The sequence below is a fragment of the Pseudomonas sp. NPDC008258 genome (assembly GCF_042956345.1).
In the GTDB taxonomy this organism is placed as follows: domain Bacteria; phylum Pseudomonadota; class Gammaproteobacteria; order Pseudomonadales; family Pseudomonadaceae; genus Aquipseudomonas.
In genome coordinates this window covers 1-17,208 of sequence record NZ_JBIBGE010000040.1, presented here as the reverse complement: position 1 = coordinate 17,208, position 17,208 = coordinate 1, and the positions used below count along the sequence as shown (strand labels likewise).

14 protein-coding genes are annotated in these 17,208 nt (G+C 63.1%); 8 read left to right on the top strand and 6 right to left on the bottom strand.

Annotation, left to right across the window (positions count from 1 at the left end):
- Window position 1 precedes the first annotated feature (1 nt).
- On the bottom strand, window positions 2–4,867 hold the full coding sequence (locus ACFY9W_RS25170) for an NAD-glutamate dehydrogenase domain-containing protein (protein WP_391136287.1): 4,866 nt from the start codon (window positions 4,865–4,867) through the stop codon (window positions 2–4).
- Between the two features lie 61 nt (window positions 4,868–4,928).
- On the bottom strand, window positions 4,929–5,063 hold the full coding sequence (locus tag ACFY9W_RS25165; protein ID WP_391136284.1) for a hypothetical protein: 135 nt from the start codon (window positions 5,061–5,063) through the stop codon (window positions 4,929–4,931).
- 78 nt (window positions 5,064–5,141) lie between these two features.
- Here ACFY9W_RS25165 and ACFY9W_RS25160 point away from each other — a divergent pair, with 78 nt between their 5' ends.
- Window positions 5,142–5,495, top strand: a complete 354-nt coding sequence (locus ACFY9W_RS25160) for a hypothetical protein (RefSeq protein ID WP_391136281.1) — start codon at window positions 5,142–5,144, stop codon at window positions 5,493–5,495.
- Window positions 5,496–5,660: 165 nt separating this feature from the next.
- Here ACFY9W_RS25160 and ACFY9W_RS25155 read toward each other — a convergent pair whose 3' ends face one another.
- Complete coding sequence (locus tag ACFY9W_RS25155) at window positions 5,661–6,566, bottom strand: LysR family transcriptional regulator (RefSeq protein ID WP_391136278.1); 906 nt, start codon at window positions 6,564–6,566, stop codon at window positions 5,661–5,663.
- A gap of 124 nt (window positions 6,567–6,690) precedes the next feature.
- Between ACFY9W_RS25155 and lysA the strand changes: the two genes are divergently transcribed.
- The 6 genes from lysA (at window position 6,691) to ACFY9W_RS25125 (ending at window position 13,412) form a co-directional block, all read left to right on the top strand.
- Window positions 6,691–7,923, top strand: a complete 1,233-nt coding sequence (gene lysA, locus ACFY9W_RS25150) for a diaminopimelate decarboxylase (RefSeq protein ID WP_391136275.1) — start codon at window positions 6,691–6,693, stop codon at window positions 7,921–7,923.
- Window positions 7,924–8,109: 186 nt separating this feature from the next.
- Complete coding sequence (locus tag ACFY9W_RS25145; RefSeq protein WP_391136273.1) at window positions 8,110–8,610, top strand: sigma-70 family RNA polymerase sigma factor; 501 nt, start codon at window positions 8,110–8,112, stop codon at window positions 8,608–8,610.
- A gap of 5 nt (window positions 8,611–8,615) precedes the next feature.
- The gene (locus ACFY9W_RS25140; RefSeq protein ID WP_391136270.1) at window positions 8,616–9,551 is read left to right on the top strand and encodes a FecR domain-containing protein; all 936 of its coding nucleotides are present in this window, start codon (window positions 8,616–8,618) and stop codon (window positions 9,549–9,551) included.
- 112 nt (window positions 9,552–9,663) lie between these two features.
- Window positions 9,664–12,150: a TonB-dependent siderophore receptor gene (locus ACFY9W_RS25135; protein ID WP_391136267.1), complete on the top strand. Its 2,487-nt coding sequence runs from the start codon at window positions 9,664–9,666 to the stop codon at window positions 12,148–12,150.
- A 107-nt stretch (window positions 12,151–12,257) separates the two neighbouring features.
- Window positions 12,258–12,761: an HIT family protein gene (locus ACFY9W_RS25130; RefSeq protein ID WP_391136264.1), complete on the top strand. Its 504-nt coding sequence runs from the start codon at window positions 12,258–12,260 to the stop codon at window positions 12,759–12,761.
- Window positions 12,762–12,971: 210 nt separating this feature from the next.
- Window positions 12,972–13,412 (top strand): NUDIX domain-containing protein, encoded by a 441-nt coding sequence (locus tag ACFY9W_RS25125; RefSeq protein ID WP_391136261.1) that lies wholly within the window; start codon window positions 12,972–12,974, stop codon window positions 13,410–13,412.
- Here the strand turns inward: ACFY9W_RS25125 and ACFY9W_RS25120 are convergent.
- Entirely contained in the window at window positions 13,355–14,248 is an 894-nt protein-coding gene (locus tag ACFY9W_RS25120) for a LysR substrate-binding domain-containing protein (RefSeq protein WP_391136258.1), read from the bottom strand. The two genes, ACFY9W_RS25125 and ACFY9W_RS25120, sit on opposite strands and share 58 nt — an antisense overlap.
- Before the next feature lie 102 nt (window positions 14,249–14,350).
- Here ACFY9W_RS25120 and ACFY9W_RS25115 point away from each other — a divergent pair, with 102 nt between their 5' ends.
- Window positions 14,351–14,863: an SRPBCC domain-containing protein gene (locus ACFY9W_RS25115; RefSeq protein WP_391136255.1), complete on the top strand. Its 513-nt coding sequence runs from the start codon at window positions 14,351–14,353 to the stop codon at window positions 14,861–14,863.
- 32 nt (window positions 14,864–14,895) lie between these two features.
- On the opposite strand, the gene ACFY9W_RS25110 is transcribed toward ACFY9W_RS25115, so the two are convergent.
- Together ACFY9W_RS25110 and ACFY9W_RS25105 are read right to left on the bottom strand one after the other, a co-directional pair.
- Complete coding sequence (locus ACFY9W_RS25110) at window positions 14,896–15,969, bottom strand: alcohol dehydrogenase catalytic domain-containing protein (RefSeq protein WP_391136252.1); 1,074 nt, start codon at window positions 15,967–15,969, stop codon at window positions 14,896–14,898.
- A gap of 105 nt (window positions 15,970–16,074) precedes the next feature.
- Window positions 16,075–17,001, bottom strand: coding sequence for a LysR substrate-binding domain-containing protein (locus ACFY9W_RS25105; protein ID WP_391136249.1), 927 nt, complete (start codon window positions 16,999–17,001; stop codon window positions 16,075–16,077).
- Between the last annotated feature and the right edge of the window lie 207 nt (window positions 17,002–17,208).

Sequence of the window (17,208 nt, the reverse complement as noted above, 5' to 3'; positions counted from 1 at the left end):
CTCAGGACGGCACCACCGCCGCCTGCCCGCTCATGGCCAGGTCGACTAGCTCGCGGTTGGCCACCGCGTACATCGCATAGTCGGTCCCTGTGGCATTGCGCAGGTCGTCCAGCATGGCGCGCCAGCGTTCCACCATCACCCGGTGCTGCTCGGCCCACAGCGCCACGCGGGCGTCCATGTCTTCCGGTGCATCGGCCATCTGCAGTACCGAAATGGTGATTGCCCGCTGCTGCAGGTCGATGTCGTCGCGGAAGGCTTCGCGGGCCAGCGCCTGCCAGTTGTTTTCCACCGGCAGGTTGCTGATTTCCTGCAAGTACCAGGTCAGGTCCAGCGAGCTGCCCACGGCGAAGAACGCCTTGGCCACCTGCGCCGGGTCATGGCCAGTAACGTCGGCCGCTTCAATGATCGGCAGCAAGGTGTACAGGTGGCTGGTACCGGCCACCATGCGCGCCAGCAGCTCTGGCACACCGGCTTCGACGAAGCCTTGGTAACGCACCATCCAGCGTTCGCGGGTCGGCCCTTCCAGCAGCTCATCGAGCTTGAGCCCCAGCTGCGCGATCTTCGGCCCGAAATGCGCGGTGTCACGCCCGGCGTCCTGCTCGTTGCGGCGGCTACGCAGGAACCAGCGCGTGGCACGGCGGCCCAGGCGCATCAGCTCGTCCATCAGGGTGAGCTGGATTTCTGCCGGCACCTGGTAGTCCAGGGCCTCGATCTGGCGGAACCAGTGCGGCAGGTGGAAGATGTCGCGCACAATCACATAGGCCCCGGCCACGTTGGCAGGGCTCATGCCAGTCGACTCCTTCAGGCGCTGGACGAAGGTGATGCCCATGTTGTTGACCAGGTCGTTGGCGATCTGGGTGCTGACGATTTCGCGTTTCAGACGGTGACGGCGCATGGCCTCGGCGAACTTGCTAACCAGCGACGGCGGGAACGCAGTTTCCATGTCGCGGGTCAGGTAGTCGTCGTCCGGCACCAGCGACTTGAGCAGTTGCTCCTTGAGGTCGATCTTGCTGTACGAGATCAGCACCGACAGCTCGGCGCGGGTCAGGCCCTGGCCGGCGGCCAGGCGTTCCACCAGTTGCTCTTCGGAAGGCAGGAACTCGATGGCGCGGTCCAGCTTGCCACGGGCTTCCAGGTCGGCCATCAGGCGCTTGTACTCGGCAATCCGCTCGCGGGCCCGGCGGGCTGCCAGCGACAGCGCCTGGGTCTGCTTGTAGTTGTTGCCCAGCACCAGGTTGCCTACTTCGTCGGTCATGCTGCCCAGCAGCTGGTTGCGCTGCTTCTCGGTCATGTCGCCACCCTGCACCACTTCATTGAGCAGGATCTTGATGTTGACCTCGTGGTCGGAACAGTCCACGCCGCCGGCGTTGTCGATGAAGTCGGTGTTGGTGGCGCCGCCGTTCAGGCCGAACTCGACCCGACCGAGCTGGGTCATGCCCAGGTTGCCGCCCTCGCCCACCACCTTGCAGCGCAGTTCGTTGCCGTTTACCCGCAGCGCATCGTTGGCCTTGTCGCCGACATCCGCGTGGCTTTCCGTGCTGGCCTTCACGTAGGTACCGATGCCGCCGTTCCACAGCAGGTCCACCGGGGCCTTGAGCAGCGCGTTGAGCAGCTCGGTGGGGGTCAGCCGGTCGGCTTCGATGGCGAAGCGTTCTTTCATCTGCGGGCTGATGGCGATGCTTTTGGCACTGCGGGGGAAGATGCCGCCGCCTTCAGACATGATGCTGGTGTCGTAATCGCTCCAGGCCGAACGCGGCAGGTCGAACAGGCGCTTGCGCTCGGCAAAGCTGGACGCAGGCTCCGGGTTGGGGTCGATGAAGATGTGCAGGTGGTTGAACGCCGCCACCAGTTGCAGCTTGTCGGACATCAGCAGGCCGTTGCCGAACACGTCGCCGGCCATGTCGCCCACGCCGATGACGGTAATCGGGTCTTCCTGCACGTTGATGCCGCGCTCACGGAAGTGGCGCTGCACGCCCACCCAGGCGCCGCGTGCGGTAATGCCCATCTTCTTGTGGTCGTAGCCGGCCGAGCCGCCCGAGGCAAAGGCGTCGCCCAGCCAGAAGCCGTAGTCGATGGCAATGCCGTTGGCGATGTCGGAGAAGGTTGCGGTGCCCTTGTCGGCCGCCACTACCAGGTACGGGTCGTCATCGTCGTGACGCACCACGTTGGCCGGCGGCACCACGCCACCGTCCTTCAGGTTGTCGGTGATGTCGAGCAGGCCGGAAATGAAGATGCGGTAGCACGCCACGCCTTCGGCGGCGATCTCGTCACGGCTGCCGCCCAGTGGCAGACGGCGCGGCAGGAAACCGCCCTTGGCGCCGACCGGTACGATGACCGAGTTCTTCACCTGCTGGGCTTTTACCAGGCCCAGCACTTCGGTGCGGAAGTCTTCTTCACGATCAGACCAGCGCAGGCCGCCACGGGCAACGTTGCCAAAGCGCAGGTGCACGCCCTCGACGCGCGGCGAATAGACGAAGATTTCGAACTTGGGCACCGGTTTGGGCAGTTCGGGGATCAGCTTGGGGTTGAACTTGAAGCTGAAGTACGACTTGTTCTGGCCGTTGGCGTCCGGCTGGTAGAAGTTGGTGCGCAGGGTGGCCTTGATCAGGTCCAGGTAGCGCCGCAGGATGCGGTCTTCGTTGAGTACCTGCACGTCGTCCAATGCGGTCAGGATCGCTTGTTCCAGGCGCAGCTGCTTGTCATCCAGGTCGTCCTGGGTGAGCTTGCGCGCCAGGTAGAAGCGGGTCTTGAACAACCGGGTCAGCTCGCGGGCGATGTCGGTGTGGTTGTTCAGGGTGCTGGCGATGTAACCCAGGTCGAAGCCCAGGCGGATCTGCTTCAGGTAACGGGCGTAGGCGCGCAGCAGCGCCACGTCACGCCATGGCAGGCCGGCGGTGAGCACCAGGCGGTTGAAAGCGTCGTTCTCGGCATCGCCACGCACGATGTGAATGAAAGCATCCTGCAGCGTGTCGTTGAGCTGCTGGATATCCAGGCTCAGGCCTTCGCTGTAGGTAAAGGCGAAGTCGTGAATCCAGTACTCCCGGCCGCTGGCATGGCGCAGGCGGTAGGGGAACTCGCCCAGCACGCGCAGGCCGAGGTTTTCCAGGATCGGCAGTACATCGGACAGCGCCAGAGGGGTGTCGGCGTGGTACAGCTTGCAGTGCAGGATGCGCTCGCCCACCTGGGTCAGCGGCTGGTAGAAGCTCATCGCCAGCGGCTTGCTTTCCGACAGGTTCAGCACATGTTGCAGGTCAACCACTGCCGAGTGCGCAGCGAAGCGCTCACGGTAGCCGGCCGGGAAGCCTTTGGGGAAGTCGGCAAGGATGTTGGTGCCCTGGGCTTCGCCGAAGTTCTCCACCACCAGCGCCGAGTAGTCGTCATGCCACGAACGGCACGCCTGGATGACTTCGCGCTCCAGCTGCTGCGGGTCGATGTCGATGCGGTTTTTCGGGTCTACCCGCAGAATCAGTTGTACACGGGCCAGCACCGATTCGGAGAAGAAGGTCCAGAACTCGCAATCGCTGGCCTTCAGGCGCTCCATGAGTACCTGCTGGATCTTCTGCCGCACTTCGGTGGAGTAGATTTCCCGCGGTACGTAGGCCAGGCAGTAGCAGAAGCGGCCGTACGGATCCTTACGCAGGAACACGCGAATCTTGTTGCGCTCCTGGATCTGCACGATTGCCATGACGGTGGTGAACAGCTCGTCGATTGGCGTCTGGAACAGGTCGTCGCGGGGCAGCACTTCCAGCACCTGGGCCAGTTCCTTGCCCAGGTGAGCCTTGGGGTCGAAGCCCGAGCGGCGCTCGACTTCGGCCACTTTCACGCGGATATAGGGGATGGCATGCACGCTTTCGCCATACACCGACGAGGTGTACAGGCCCATGAAGCGGTGTTCCTTGATGACCTTGCCGTCGGCGTCAAGCTGGCGGATCGACACGTAGTCCGGGTAGGCCGGGCGGTGTACGCGGCTGGGCAGCGCGGCCTTGGCGAACGACAGCAGCAGCGGCTCGTTGAGGTAGGCCACGGCGTAGTCTTCGATGCGCAGCTCTTCGGCCGTAAGGCCCACGCGCAGGCGGCGCGGCAGGCCGAGGAACGACTGCTCGTCGTAGACCATCTGGCCGCCATCGGCGTCGCCCTTGACGGTGAACTCTTCATAGCCCAGGAAGGTGAAGTGGTTGTCCAGCAGCCATTCGAGGAAGGCCTTGACCTCGCCCTTTTCGTTCTGGGCAGGGCCGAAGGCGGTCTGCTCCACCTGCCCCACCACTTCGCGCAGCTTGGCTTTCATCGGTTCGAAGTCGGCGACGGCTACCCGCACCTCGGCCAGCACCTGCTCGATCTCGCGGGCCAGCACGGTCAGCTCGGCGGCATTGGCGCAACGGTCGATCTCCAGGTACATCAGCGACTCGTGGCGCACACCCTCGCCCTGGGTCCCCTTGGGCAGCAGCTCCAGCAACTCGCCCTTGGCGCCACGGCGTACGCTGAGCACGGTGGTTTGCAGGGTGTGGATGCTGTAGCCGCGGCGGTTGAGCTCGGTGCGCACCGAGTCGACCAGGAACGGCAGGTCGTGGTGCAGCACTTCGACCACCGTATGGGTCGACTGCCAGCCATTGCGTTCGTAATCGGGGTTGTACACCCGTACTTGCGGGTATTCAGGGTCGAAACGTTCGATGATGCGCCAGGCTGACAGGGTGCAGCCGGCCAGGTCGGAAAGCCTGCGCTGGGTGAGTTCGTCCAGAGAGATGATGCCGAAGAACTGCTCGGCGAACAGCGTCACTTGTGGCAGGGACTGTTCGCTGATGTGCTGCGCCAGGGCCGCTTGCAGTTGATGCTGGAAGTCGGCTTTGCTGGCTGCGGTGAAGAACGCCATCTGTGGTACTCCGCTTGGGCTTTGTAATAGTTGAAGCGTCGCTGCGTGCGCCGTGTACGGATCAACGATAGCCAACCCGTGGCAAGGCGGACGGTAAAAACCAGACGTTGAACGTGCGCAGGCACGCCCAGGGCTGGGCGAAGCTTAACGACTGATCGGTCATCAAGGCTTGCAGCGCTGCGACAATTTCGGTCAAGGGGCGGTAACTTTACGTTTATGCATGTAGCCAAGACTGTCAGAATTCCCTTCCGTTTCCTTTGATCCGAGCCTGCTCATGCAAATCAACACCGCCCTGCTCTTCGCCACCCCTTGCGATGACGAGGAAGACAACATGGCGACCCTGTGCTGCCACAGCGACAAGGGTCAGATGTTTCTGCTTACCCGCTACCCGGACGAAGACACCGTCGACCTGACCCTGGATGACGAGCCATCGACCCTGGACGGGCTGAAAGTGACCCTGAGCGCCAGGCGCCTGCTGATCGAAGTGGCGGCCGGCGACCGCGATGCGCTGAAAGGCGACGAGGTGCTGGAGATCAACCTGACCAGCGACCTGAGTGACCTGGATGAAGTAAAGGAAACCCTGGAGAACATCCTGGCCGGGACTGGCACCTTCGTCTGCGAGCTTTGAACCGCAGGTTTCACATATGACATTACTCTTGTGTTGCCTGCGCTGGCCTCATCGCCGGCAAGCCAGCTCCCACAGGTACCGCGCAAGGCCTCAGACCAACGCGGTCAATGTGGGAGCTGGCTTGCCGGCGATGAGGCCGGTACAGGCAGTGCAAAAAGCCTGGTGCTAGATCAACGCTGCCTGCATAGCCTGGGCCTGCACCCGCAACGCCTCACAAAACGGCTCCACCGCCGCCGAAGCAGGCCTGTGATCCGGCCTGATCAGCATCACCTGGTACGGCACCGACACCCGCAACCTGCGAATCGGCAGCCCGCCCTGCGCCGCCTCCAGCCCGCTCAGCGGGTTGATGATCGCCACCCCCAACCCCTGCCTGACCATGGCGCACACCGAGGCGGCACTGGTGGTTTCGATCACCGTGCGGCGGTTCACCCCCGCCGCGCGAAAGTGTTGGTCCAGGCGCTGGCGGTAGGTGTCCAGGCTGGCCAGGTTGATGAAGTCCACCTCGTGAAAGTCGCTCAGTTCCAGTTCGGCCCTGGCCTGCAACGGGTGGTGCTCGGGCAACACGCACACCATGTTGGCGCTGAACAACAGTTCGCCATAGGCGCCGCGCGGTATCTGTTCGACCTCGGTCAGGCCAAGGTCATGCTGCTGGGCCACCAGTGACTCCTCCAGCAACGGCGACTCCTGCGCCAGGATGCTCACGCTCACGCCGCGGTGCTGTTGATGGAAGCGCTGGCAGGCCTTGGGCAGCAGGGTTTGGGAAAACAACGGCAGGCAGGTGATGGCCAGCCGGCCCTGCTCGAAATTGCGAATGGCCTGGGCAAAGCGGTCGATCCGCTCCAGCCCCACGTAGGCGCGCTCGACCTCTTCGATCAACAGCAACGCCTGGGCCGTTGCCACCAGGCGCCCGCCCTCGCGCTCGAACAGGTTCAACCCGGTTACCTGTTCCAGCCGCGCCAGTTCGCGGCTGACCGTGGGCTGCGAGGTGAACAACAGGCGTGCCGCACCGGTGACGCTGCCAGCGGCCATGATGGCGCGGAACACTTCGATATGGCGGGCGGACAGTTTCACGGGGGGTACCTGATGAGTCGGTAATGGGTATATCAGATATGAATGGCTGACAGAAAAATAGCTATTTTTATGAATTCCTGTGTTAGCGCATTCTCGTGGTCTTCTTTAAATGAGTAGTGCCACCATGACTGCACCCTTCACCCTCCTGGCCGAGGCTGTACGCCAGCACGGCTCGCCACTGTGGGCGTATGACGCCAGCACCATCGCCGAACGTGTCGAGCAATTGAAGGTGTTCGACACCGTGCGCTTCGCCCAGAAAGCCAACCCCAACCTGCATGTGCTGCGCCTGATGCGCGCCCACGGCCTGGTGCTGGACGCGGTGTCGCTGGGCGAGATGGAGCGGGCCTTTGCAGCAGGTGCAAGCGTGGACGGTGACCCTGCCGGCGTGGTGCTGACCTGCGACGCGCTGGACCGGCCAACCCTGGAGCGGGTGGTGGCAGAAAAGATCGAAGTCAACGCCGGCTCCATCGACATGCTGCGCCAACTGGGTGAACGCTCGCCCGGCCACCGCGTGTGGATTCGCATCAACCCGGGCTTCGGCCATGGCCACAGCCGCAAGACCAATACCGGCGGCGAAAACAGCAAGCACGGCATCTGGCACGAAGAGCTGGACGAAGCGCTGGCGGTGATCAAGGCCCATGGCCTGCACCTGGTGGGCGTGCACATGCACATCGGCTCCGGGGTGGATTACCAGCACCTGGAGCAGGTGGCCCGCTCGATGATCGAGCTGATCGGCCGCCTGGGCGTGGATATCGAAGCCTTCTCCATCGGCGGCGGGCTGTCCACCCCGTACCGCAGCACCGATAAACCAGTCGACCTGCAACGTTACGCCCAGACCTGGGCGGTGGCGCGCAAGGAAATCGAAGCAATGCTCGGCCACCCCGTGCGCATGGAAATCGAGCCCGGGCGCTTCCTGGTGGCCGAGTCGGGCTACCTGGTGGCCGAAGTGCGCGCTGTGAAGCAGGTGGGGCGCAATACCTTCGTGATGATCGACGCCGGTTTCAACGACCTGATGCGCCCGGCCATGTACGGCGCCTACCACGGCATGACCCTGCTCGATGCCAACGGCCAGCCGGTGGACCGCCCACGGCAGCCGACCGTGGTGGCCGGGCCGTTGTGTGAGTCGGGTGACGTGTTCACCCAGGACGACCAGGAGCTGACGCCGCAAGACCTGCCTCAGGCTCAGGTGGGCGATTTACTGGTGATTCACGATGCCGGGGCCTATGGCGCGTCGATGTCGTCGAACTACAACAGCCGGCCGTTGCTGCCGGAGTTCCTGATCGAGAACGGTGCCCTGCGCATGATCCGTCGACGCCAGACGGTGCAGGATCTGCTGGGCCTGGAGGCAGGTTTCTAAACTCATTTTTCAAGGCGCGCACAAGCCCCTGTGGGAGCGGGCGCGCCCGCGAACACCGGCAGAGCCGGTGCCACACTCCGCGGTGGTTTCTTCGCGGGCACGCCCGCTCCCACACAAGCCTTGCATTCGGCCTGGCTTTGTAGAGAAAATGCGATCAATTCCCATTAATATTGCGGTCTTGACGCCATGTCGACGCTCGATCCCCAGGCCCTGCACCAGCTGTACAGCGAAAACAACAGCTGGCTGAAGGGCTGGCTGCGCGCCCGCCTGGGCAATGCCGCCGATGCCTCCGACCTGGCACACGACACCTTCCTGCGGGTGATGACCGCACGCAACCAGCTGCCCATCCGCGAGCCACGCAGCTACCTCAGCGCCATCGCCCGCTCGCTGCTGATCGACAAGGTCCGCCGCCGCACCATCGAACAGGCCTACCTGCAAGCCCTGGCCCTGCGCCCGGAGCCGGTGGAGGTATCGCCGGAAATACGCCTGTCGATCATCGAAATGCTGGTGGCCGTGGACAACCTGCTGGACGAACTCGGCACCAAGACCCGCGCCATCTTTCTTGCCGTGCAGCTGGAAGGCCTGACCTACGGTGCCGCGGCCGAGCGCTTCGGCGTGTCGGTCACCACGGTGAAGAACCACCTGATCAAGGCCATGACCCGCTGCCTGCTGGCAGTCGAAGGCTGAACGGCATGGACATCAAGACGCTGGAAGCCGCTGCCACCTGGTACGTGCAGCTCAACGATGGCGACAGCAACGCAGCCCGTACCCACGCCTGGCGGCAATGGTTGCAGGCCAGCCCACAGCATGCCGCGGCCTGGGCCCGCGTTGAAAAGCTCCAGCAACAATGGGCCATGGTGCCGCCCCAGGCGGCGCTGTCCAGCCTGGGCGCGGCTCAGGCGCAGCGGCGCGATGTGCTGAAAGTGCTGGGCCTGCTGCTGGCCATGGGCGGCGGTGGCTGGCTGGCAGCCGAGCAGGTGCCCTATCGCGCCCTTATGGCGCAACAACGTACCGGTACCGGCGAGCGGCGCGCCGTGCAACTGGAGGATGGCTCGCAACTGGAAATGAACGTGGATACCGCGCTGGATGTGCGCTTTGATGCGAAAGTGCGGACGATCCAGCTGTACCAGGGTGAAATCCTGGTGCGCCCGCTCGGCGATCTTCAGCAGCGCCCGCTTATCGTGCACACCGAGGACGGCAGCGTCCTTGCCCGCAGTACCGAGTTCAGCGTCCGCAAGCTTGCGCAGCAGACACGCGTGGGGGTGCTGCAAGCCAGCGTCGAGGTGCGTCCACAGCGCTACCCGGACCGCGTGCTGCAGGTGCAGGCCGGCCAGCAAGCAAGCTTTGACCCGCAAGACTTCACCGTCGCCCATGCCCTGCCAGCCGACTCCACCGCCTGGCTACAAGGCATGCTGAGCGTGAACGACTGGCGCCTGGGCGACTTCATCGAAGAGTTGGGGCGCTATCGGCCAGGCGTGTTGCGTTGTGCCCCGTCGATCCAGGCCATGAGCATTTCCGGGGCATTCCGCATTGATGACACCGACATCGCCTTGGCCAACCTGCCGAAAACCCTGCCCGTGAACGTGCGCTACCTGAGCCGCTACTGGGTCAGCGTGGAACCTGCCTGAGCAACGGGTGAAAAAAACTTTCAGTGAAATCTTGCTGATTTCGATTCTCGTCCGTCCCTGACACAAGCCGCGACGACAGCGGCTCTCTGCCATGACTCGGAAGGATCACGTAATGCCCCACCTGCACCTCACCTCTGCAACCAAGCTGAGCCAGGCTGTGCGCCTGGTGTTGTTCGGCATGTCCCTGGCCAGCGCGCCAGCCTTGCTGCTGACGCCTGCCCAGGCCATGGCCCAGAGCCAGGCTGCCTACCACGTCGCCGCTGGCCCGCTGGGCAACGCCATCACCCAGTTTGGCGTGCAGGCGGGTGTAACCATTTCGTTCGACACCGAGCAAACCCGCAACCTCAACAGCGCAGGCCTGGAGGGCAGCTACAGCGTCGAGGAAGGGCTGGTGCGCTTGCTGGGCAACAGCGGCTTGCAGGCACAACGCCAGGGCAATGGCGGTTACGTGCTGGTGCCTTCGGATAACGGCACAGCGATGGAACTGGGGCCACTGAACATCGACGCCAACCGGCTGGACGCGACCAGCGAGGGTACTCAGTCTTACACCGCCCGCGCCGTGACCATTGGCAAGGGTGTGCACACGCTGAAGGAAACCCCGCAGTCGGTCACCGTCATGACCCGCAAGATGCTCGACGACCAGAACCTCAACACCCTGGAGCAGGTGCTGGACAAAACCCCGGGCATCACCGTGTACGACTCGCCCATGGGCGGCAAGTACTTCTACTCCCGTGGCTTCAACCTCGACGGCCAGTATCAGTATGACGGCGTCCCCCTGGACGTGGGCGGCCACTACGTGCAGGCCAACAGCTTTTCCAGCGACATGGCCTTCTATGACCGCGTCGAAATCCTCAAGGGGGCGGCCGGCATGATGAAGGGCTCCGGCTCCTCGGCCGGCGGTGTCAACTTCGTGCGCAAGCGTGGCCAGGAAAAGGCCGCTACCACCGTCACCCTGTCTGCCGGCAGTTGGGACAACTACCGTGGCCAGGTGGATGTGGGCGGCCCGCTGAACGAGTCGGGCACCGTGCGTGGCCGCGCCGTGGCAGCACTGCAAGACCGCCAGTACTTCTACGACACCGCCAAGCGCCAGGACCAGGTGCTGTACGGTGCCATCGACTGGGACGTCAGCGCCGACACGACCCTGGGCTTTGGCCTGGCGTACGAGGATGTGGATGCCACGCCGTGCTACCACGGCCTGCCCCGCTACGCCGATGGCAGCGACCTGAAGCTGTCCCGCTCCACTTGCCTGGGTGCCAGCTGGAACGACCTGCAAAGCCAGCGCATTACCGGCTTTGCCGATCTCAAGCACCGTTTCAACGAAGACTGGACACTGAATTTTGCCTCGGTCTACACCCACAACAATCAGAACATCGAATACGGTTACTCCGAAGGTTCGGTACCGGTCGGCGCCACCAGCGCCAGCATGGGCCGCTATGCCGGGCGCTTCGACTACGACCAGGACGACTACGGCTTCGATAGCTACGTCGACGGCAAGTTCGAAGCCTTCGGCTTGCAGCACGAACTGATCATCGGTGCCAACGCCAGCCGCCAGAAAACCCATGACTACTTTGCACTGATGGCGCTGAGCGGCAGCCAGAATCCGCTCGACCCCTCGGCAGACTTCCCTCACCCTGCGAAGGCTGATTACCTGGTCAGCCCCCTGCGTGGCGGTAGCATTCCAACCGACTCCACCACCACCCAGTACGGCACCTACGCCAACCTGCGCCTGAAACTGGCAGAACCACTGACCCTGGTGCTGGGTGCACGGGTGAGCTGGTACCGCAACAAGAGCGACTCCTACACCCAGCGCTATGAATACTGGGTAAACAACCGCAGCCAGGAAAACGGCCAGGTCACGCCGTTCGCCGCCGTGCTGTACGACCTGAATGACCAGTGGACCGCCTACGCCAGCTACGCCGACATATTCCAACCGCAGAGCGACAAAGTGAACGCCCAGAGGCAGCCCCTTCAGCCCAAGACCGGTGCCAACTACGAGATCGGCATCAAGGGCGAGCTGCTTGAGGGTGCATTGAATACGTCGTTCAACCTGTTCCGCACGATCGAGGATCACCGCGCAGAAACCGATTACATCGAAACCTGCCCGTCAGGCGACGGCTATTGCTACACCGACAGCGGCAAGGTCCGCGCGCAGGGTTTCGAAGCCGAAATCAGCGGCTCGCCCATCGAGCGCCTGCAACTGCTGGCGGGCTACACCTACACCCAGACCAAATACCTGAAAACCATCGAAGACACCGACCCGACGGAGCTGACCTTTACCTCCAGCTTCATCCCGCGGCACATGCTCAAGGTGTGGGGTGACTACCAACTGGGCGGCGCACTTGAACGCTGGACGCTTGGCGCCGGCCTGAACAGCCAGAGCGAAAACTTCCGCACTACCCGCGGTACCCGTGTCGAGCAGGCCGGCTATACCGTGTGGAACGGCCGCGTGCAGTACCGCCTGGACCAGAACTGGACGGTTGCCCTCAATGGCAACAACCTGTTCGACAAGAAGTACTACTCCACCATCGGCGCGCCGGCGTGGGGCAACTTCTATGGCGAACCACGTAACTTCATGGTGACGTTGCAAGGGGCGTTCTGAGGCTGACCAACCAGGGGGCATCGCGCAAGGCATCAGCATTGCTGTAGCCTTACCGCCTTGCCCTCGGGGCCTGAAAGGATGCGAAGAAGGCACGCATGGGAAGCCATATGGACATCCCCTCCCGCTTCATCATCCACCAGACCCGGCACTGGGTGCTGAACCACCGTATGAACAGCGCGCTGCCCGGTTACCTGATGCTCAGCGCACGCGCACCGGTCAACTCACTGGCAGCCCTGCCTACGGAGGCCCAGGCCGAACTGGGTATCCTCATGGCGCATACGCAGCAGGTGATGGAGGCGCAGTTGCAACCGGCGCGTTTGTACATTGGCCGGTATGGCCACGACGCGGGGTACGCCATTCACTTTCATTTCATCCCTGTCTACCCTTGGGTCGAAGCGCTGTTCTGGGCGGATGAGCGTTACCGGGCGCTACAAGCGTTTGGCTGGACGGAAGCAGCGCAGCCGCAGACTGATGGTGCCGAGTTGACGCTGTTCGTCTGGCGTGAGTTTTGTGAGCGCCCTGAGCCACCGACGATACAAGGGTGCTCGGTGGATGAAGCCATTGCCTTGTTGCGCAGGGCATTCCCGGCAGGAAATCAAAAAACTGTGTAGTCCCCGCTGTCGCGCAGAAAACAAAGCCCGTGAGCGCACCGCTGTCCCTATGGGAGCAACTGCCTTATTCAAAATCTTCAAGCTCGCGCATTCTTTGTGGGAGCGGGCGAGCCCGCGAACACCGGCAAAGCCGGTGCCATCCACTGCGTTGCCTGTTTCGCGGGCGCGCCCGCTCCCACAGGAATCTATTAGCCGATATGGAAATCACCCATGCGCTCCAACAAGGCCTGCCCCGTAGTCCTTTCATCCTCGCTGCCTCGAAAAATCCTGCTGTTCCGCCACCCGCTGGCCGGTGTGCAACTGGTGAAAGGCACCATCGAAAAGGGTGAAACACCCGCCACGGCCGCCCTGCGTGAACTGAGTGAAGAGTCCGGCATCGCCAACGCCCAGGTTGTTCAAGACCTGGGCTGCTGGGATGCAGAGCATCTTGACCAGGTGTGGTCGTTTCACCTGTGCCAGGTGGAGGGTGCCCTGCCCGAGCAGTGGTCCCACCAGACCCAGGATGACCATGGCCACTTGTTCACGTTCTTCTGGGCCAGCCTCGACGACCTCCCCTACAGCGATTGCCACCCGGTCTTTCAGCGAGCCTTGGCTCACTTATGCGAAACGCTCGAAAGCAACTTGCGCACCCATCGATGCGCCGGGTCATGATGCGTGCGCTCATGCCAAGCCAGCACCTTGCTGAACCCTGCAATGGCCAGCGGCGGCTCCACCACCTGCAGGCCATCCCCCGGCTGCACCAGGCGGCCGGGCAATACGCCGATCAGGTCGCTGCTGCGCAACACCTCCAGCAGCATCAGAAAGCTTGGCACAGACAGACATACCCGCCGCGCTCTGCCGATACGCGCCAGCGCTTCATCACTGACGCCGTGAAAGGCGCCGCTGCCCAGCGAGACGATCGCGTGTTCCAGTTCACAGAACGTGTCGAGGTCCAGATGCCCGGCAGCCGGGTGCCCGATGCGCATGGCGCACACATACTGCTCATCGTAAAGGTGCATGGCCTGCAAACCCGGGCTGACGCTGTCGGGGGTGAGGATGGCCATGTCCAGCTCCCCTGATGCCAACTGCTGCGCGACCCGCGACTCTTCGATTGCACGCACGGCAAGGCGGATACCGGGGGCTTGATCGCGCAACGCGGCAAGCAAAGGCATCAGCACAGTCCGCTGGGCGTAGTCGGTGGCGGCCACGGCCAGCGTGAGGCTGGCCTGGGCGGGGTCGAAGCCAGGCGGTTGCAGCATGCCTTCAATTTCGCCCAGCACGCGCTTGATTGGCAGGGCCAGCGCCTGCGCGCGGGCTGTGGGCACCAACCCGCGCTGCGAACGGACGAACAACGGGTCGTCGAAGCTGTCGCGCAAGCGGGTCAACATGCCGCTCACCGCAGGCTGGGTCAGCGCCAGGCGCTCGGCGGCACGGGTCACGCTGCCTTCGTCGAGCAAGGCATCGAGCGTGCGCAGCAGGTTCAGGTCAAGGTTCCTGATATTACGCATGCTTATGGGTTAGCTCAGGAGATGTGATTGGCGTTATGTATTGTTGCCGCGCACCATGGTTTCGTCAAAGCCGCCAAGGCGCCCCTTACCTGAGGATGAACCATGCACACCATCGAATGGCCCGCCGATTATCTGCCCGGCACCACCGAAAACTTTGCTTCGAACGAGATCATCATCTCAGGCCTCACTGCCGAAGCAGTCTGGCAACAACTGAATGACACGCTCGCATGGCCGACGTACTACAGCAATGCAGCGGACATCCGCTTTCATGATGGCTCCGGCCCGTACCTGAGCAACGGCGCACGCTTTCGCTTCACCACATTCGGCTTCCCGGTCGAAGCGCAGGTTACCGAGCATGTACCGCCGGCCCCGAGCCAGCCTGCGCGAGTGGCCTGGCATGGCTGGGTCGAGGGCGGCGCCGACACGCGCCTGGATGTGCATCACGCCTGGCTGATCGAAGACCTGCCCGGCAACCGGGTGCGCATCCTTACTCAGGAGACGCAGAAAGGAAAACCGGCTGCCGAGTTGGCCCGCACCAAGCCCAACCCCATGATCAATGGCCACCAGGACTGGATAGAGGGCTTGGCCCAGGCAGCGTTCAAGGCCAAATGCTGACTTGACTGAGGCTGCTTTGCAGCCCCAATGACTCAACTGACTGGCATCGGGGAACCCGTCGAATCCAGGCTGGCGTTGTCGATCACGAAGCGGTACTTCACCTCCCCCCGTAGCATGCGCTCGTAGGCCTCGTTGATGTCCCCGGCCTGTATCAGCTCGATATCGGCAACGATGCCGTGCTCGGCACAGAAGTCGAGCATCTCCTGGGTTTGCGGGATGCCGCCGATCATCGAGCCGGCCAGCGTGCGGCGCTTCATGATCAGGTTGAACACGTTGGGCGCGGCGTGCGGTGTGGCCGGTGCGCCGACAAGCGTCATGGCACCATCACGTTTGAGCAGTACCATGAAGGCATCCAGGTCATGGGGTGCGGCGACGGTGTTCAGTATGAAATCGAAGCTTTTCAGGTGAGTGGCCATTTCCTCCGCGTTGCGCGATACCACCACTTCATCCGCCCCCAGTTCCAGCGCCGCTTCACGCTTGCTGGGCGAGGTGGTGAACGCCACCACATGGGCGCCCATGGCATGGGCCAGCTTGATGCCCATGTGGCCCAGGCCCCCAATGCCGACCACGCCCACTTTCTTGCCCGGGCCGGCCTGCCAGTGGCGCAGCGGTGAGTAGGTGGTAATGCCCGCGCACAGCAACGGGGCGACAGCGGCCAGTTGTGCTTGCGGGTGGCGGATGCGCAGCACGTAGCGTTCATGCACGACGATCGCCTGCGAATAGCCACCCTGCGTCCAGCCAGGGGCGTCGGCGGTCGGGAAGTTGTAGGTGCCGATCATGCCGTCGCAGTAGTTTTCCAGGCCTTCGTCACAGTCGGCGCAGTGCTTGCAGCTGTCGACGATACAACCGATACCAACCAGATCACCTGGTTTGAAGGTGGCAACGTGCGCCCCTACCGCCGTCACCCGACCGACGATTTCATGGCCGGGCACACACGGGTACTGCGTGCCTTCCCACTCCGAGCGCACCTGGTGCAGGTCGGAATGGCAGATGCCGCAGAACGCGATATCGATCTGAACATCGTGAGCGCCTGGCGCGCGGCGAGTGATGCGCAGTGGTTGCAACGGCTGGTTGCCAGCGTGTGCGCCGTAAGCATTGACGAGCATGTTTCGACCCTCCTGCATGTGGTGAGGGCCATTCTCACGGTCGACATGCGCCGAGCAGTAGTGTGATCCCGTGCGATGCTTGCCTGATTCTGCAAATGATCGCGGCTAGAGCCCTCTGGCCACCTCACGCTGGCCGCCCATGTACTGCTCCAGGCGACTGCGCAACCAGCGTTCGGCAGGGTCGCTGTCGGTGGTGCTCAACCAGACCATGGCCAGCTCCAGTGCAGCCGCCTCGAATGGCAGCATCTCGGCCTGAAGGTTGCCCCAGCGCTCCATGCCGTGCGCGGCGTAATCCGGGCAGCAGGCGAGCAGGTCGGTACCTGCCAGAATCGCGGGCAACGAGCTGAACTGCGGCACCGACAACACCACCTTGCGTTCACGGCCGATCTCTTTCAGCCAGTCATCGACCACGCCGTGCGTGTTGGCAGTAGGCGATACCTGAACGTGCGGGCGGGAACAGAACTCATCCAGCGTCAAGGGCGTTGCTGACTTGTCGGCCCGTACTACCCTGCCCTGCATGGTCCGCAGCACCTTGCGCTTGGCGTTGACCGGCAGCCCCTTGGTCTGGCTGATGCCCACCGTTACATCGCCCGCTGCCAGCAGGTCCGGAATGCGCCAATAATCCACATGCTGCACAACCACCACTACGTTCGGCGCCTCAACCCGCAGGGCCCGCAGCAGTGGCGGCAGCAAGCCCGACTCCACGTCATCGGACAAACCGATACGGAACGTCATGTTGCTGGTGGCCGGGTCAAAATCGTGGGACAGGCTGAGGGCAATGGACATCGCATCCAGCGCCGGGGTGAGGTGCCTGATCACCTCTTCTGCCCTGGCCGAAGGTTCCATGCGGTTGCCCACGCGGATCAGCAACGGGTCGTTGAACATCGCCCGCAACCTGGCCAGCGCGGCGCTGACCGTGGGTTGGGCGATGAACAGTTTTTCTGCCGCACGGGTGAGGTTGCGCTCTTGCATCAGGGCTTCGAACACCACCATCAGGTTGATATCGGCTTTGCGCAGTTCGTTTCGATTCATTGGCGCTCCCGGGGCCATGCTTGTTTTGCGGGTACAGTTGCAGCATTGACAGTAATCCTGGTCGCGTCAAAGGTGCGGACTTGTACCGTTGGCGTCGGCCGTTTCGCGGGTGAACCCGCTTGTATGGTAGGACTTGAAGGGAGGAGGAGGGTCATAACTCGCTTCTGACTGTTCGCGCAGTACAGACCGTGGGAGAAATCACCCCTC

What these genes read in the sequence shown, in the direction of transcription:
- ACFY9W_RS25140 (WP_391136270.1), top strand. Translation starts at nt 8,616, where the DNA reads ATGGACATCAAGACGCTGGAAGCCGCTGCCACCTGGTACGTGCAGCTC.
- ACFY9W_RS25110 (WP_391136252.1), bottom strand. Translation starts at nt 15,969, where the DNA reads ATGCTCGTCAATGCTTACGGCGCACACGCTGGCAACCAGCCGTTGCAA.
- ACFY9W_RS25170 (WP_391136287.1), bottom strand. Translation starts at nt 4,867, where the DNA reads ATGGCGTTCTTCACCGCAGCCAGCAAAGCCGACTTCCAGCATCAACTG.
- ACFY9W_RS25160 (WP_391136281.1), top strand. Translation starts at nt 5,142, where the DNA reads ATGCAAATCAACACCGCCCTGCTCTTCGCCACCCCTTGCGATGACGAG.
- ACFY9W_RS25105 (WP_391136249.1), bottom strand. Translation starts at nt 17,001, where the DNA reads ATGAATCGAAACGAACTGCGCAAAGCCGATATCAACCTGATGGTGGTG.
- ACFY9W_RS25115 (WP_391136255.1), top strand. Translation starts at nt 14,351, where the DNA reads ATGCACACCATCGAATGGCCCGCCGATTATCTGCCCGGCACCACCGAA.
- ACFY9W_RS25125 (WP_391136261.1), top strand. Translation starts at nt 12,972, where the DNA reads ATGCGCTCCAACAAGGCCTGCCCCGTAGTCCTTTCATCCTCGCTGCCT.
- ACFY9W_RS25120 (WP_391136258.1), bottom strand. Translation starts at nt 14,248, where the DNA reads ATGCGTAATATCAGGAACCTTGACCTGAACCTGCTGCGCACGCTCGAT.
- ACFY9W_RS25135 (WP_391136267.1), top strand. Translation starts at nt 9,664, where the DNA reads ATGCCCCACCTGCACCTCACCTCTGCAACCAAGCTGAGCCAGGCTGTG.
- ACFY9W_RS25130 (WP_391136264.1), top strand. Translation starts at nt 12,258, where the DNA reads ATGGACATCCCCTCCCGCTTCATCATCCACCAGACCCGGCACTGGGTG.
- ACFY9W_RS25145 (WP_391136273.1), top strand. Translation starts at nt 8,110, where the DNA reads ATGTCGACGCTCGATCCCCAGGCCCTGCACCAGCTGTACAGCGAAAAC.
- lysA (WP_391136275.1), top strand. Translation starts at nt 6,691, where the DNA reads ATGACTGCACCCTTCACCCTCCTGGCCGAGGCTGTACGCCAGCACGGC.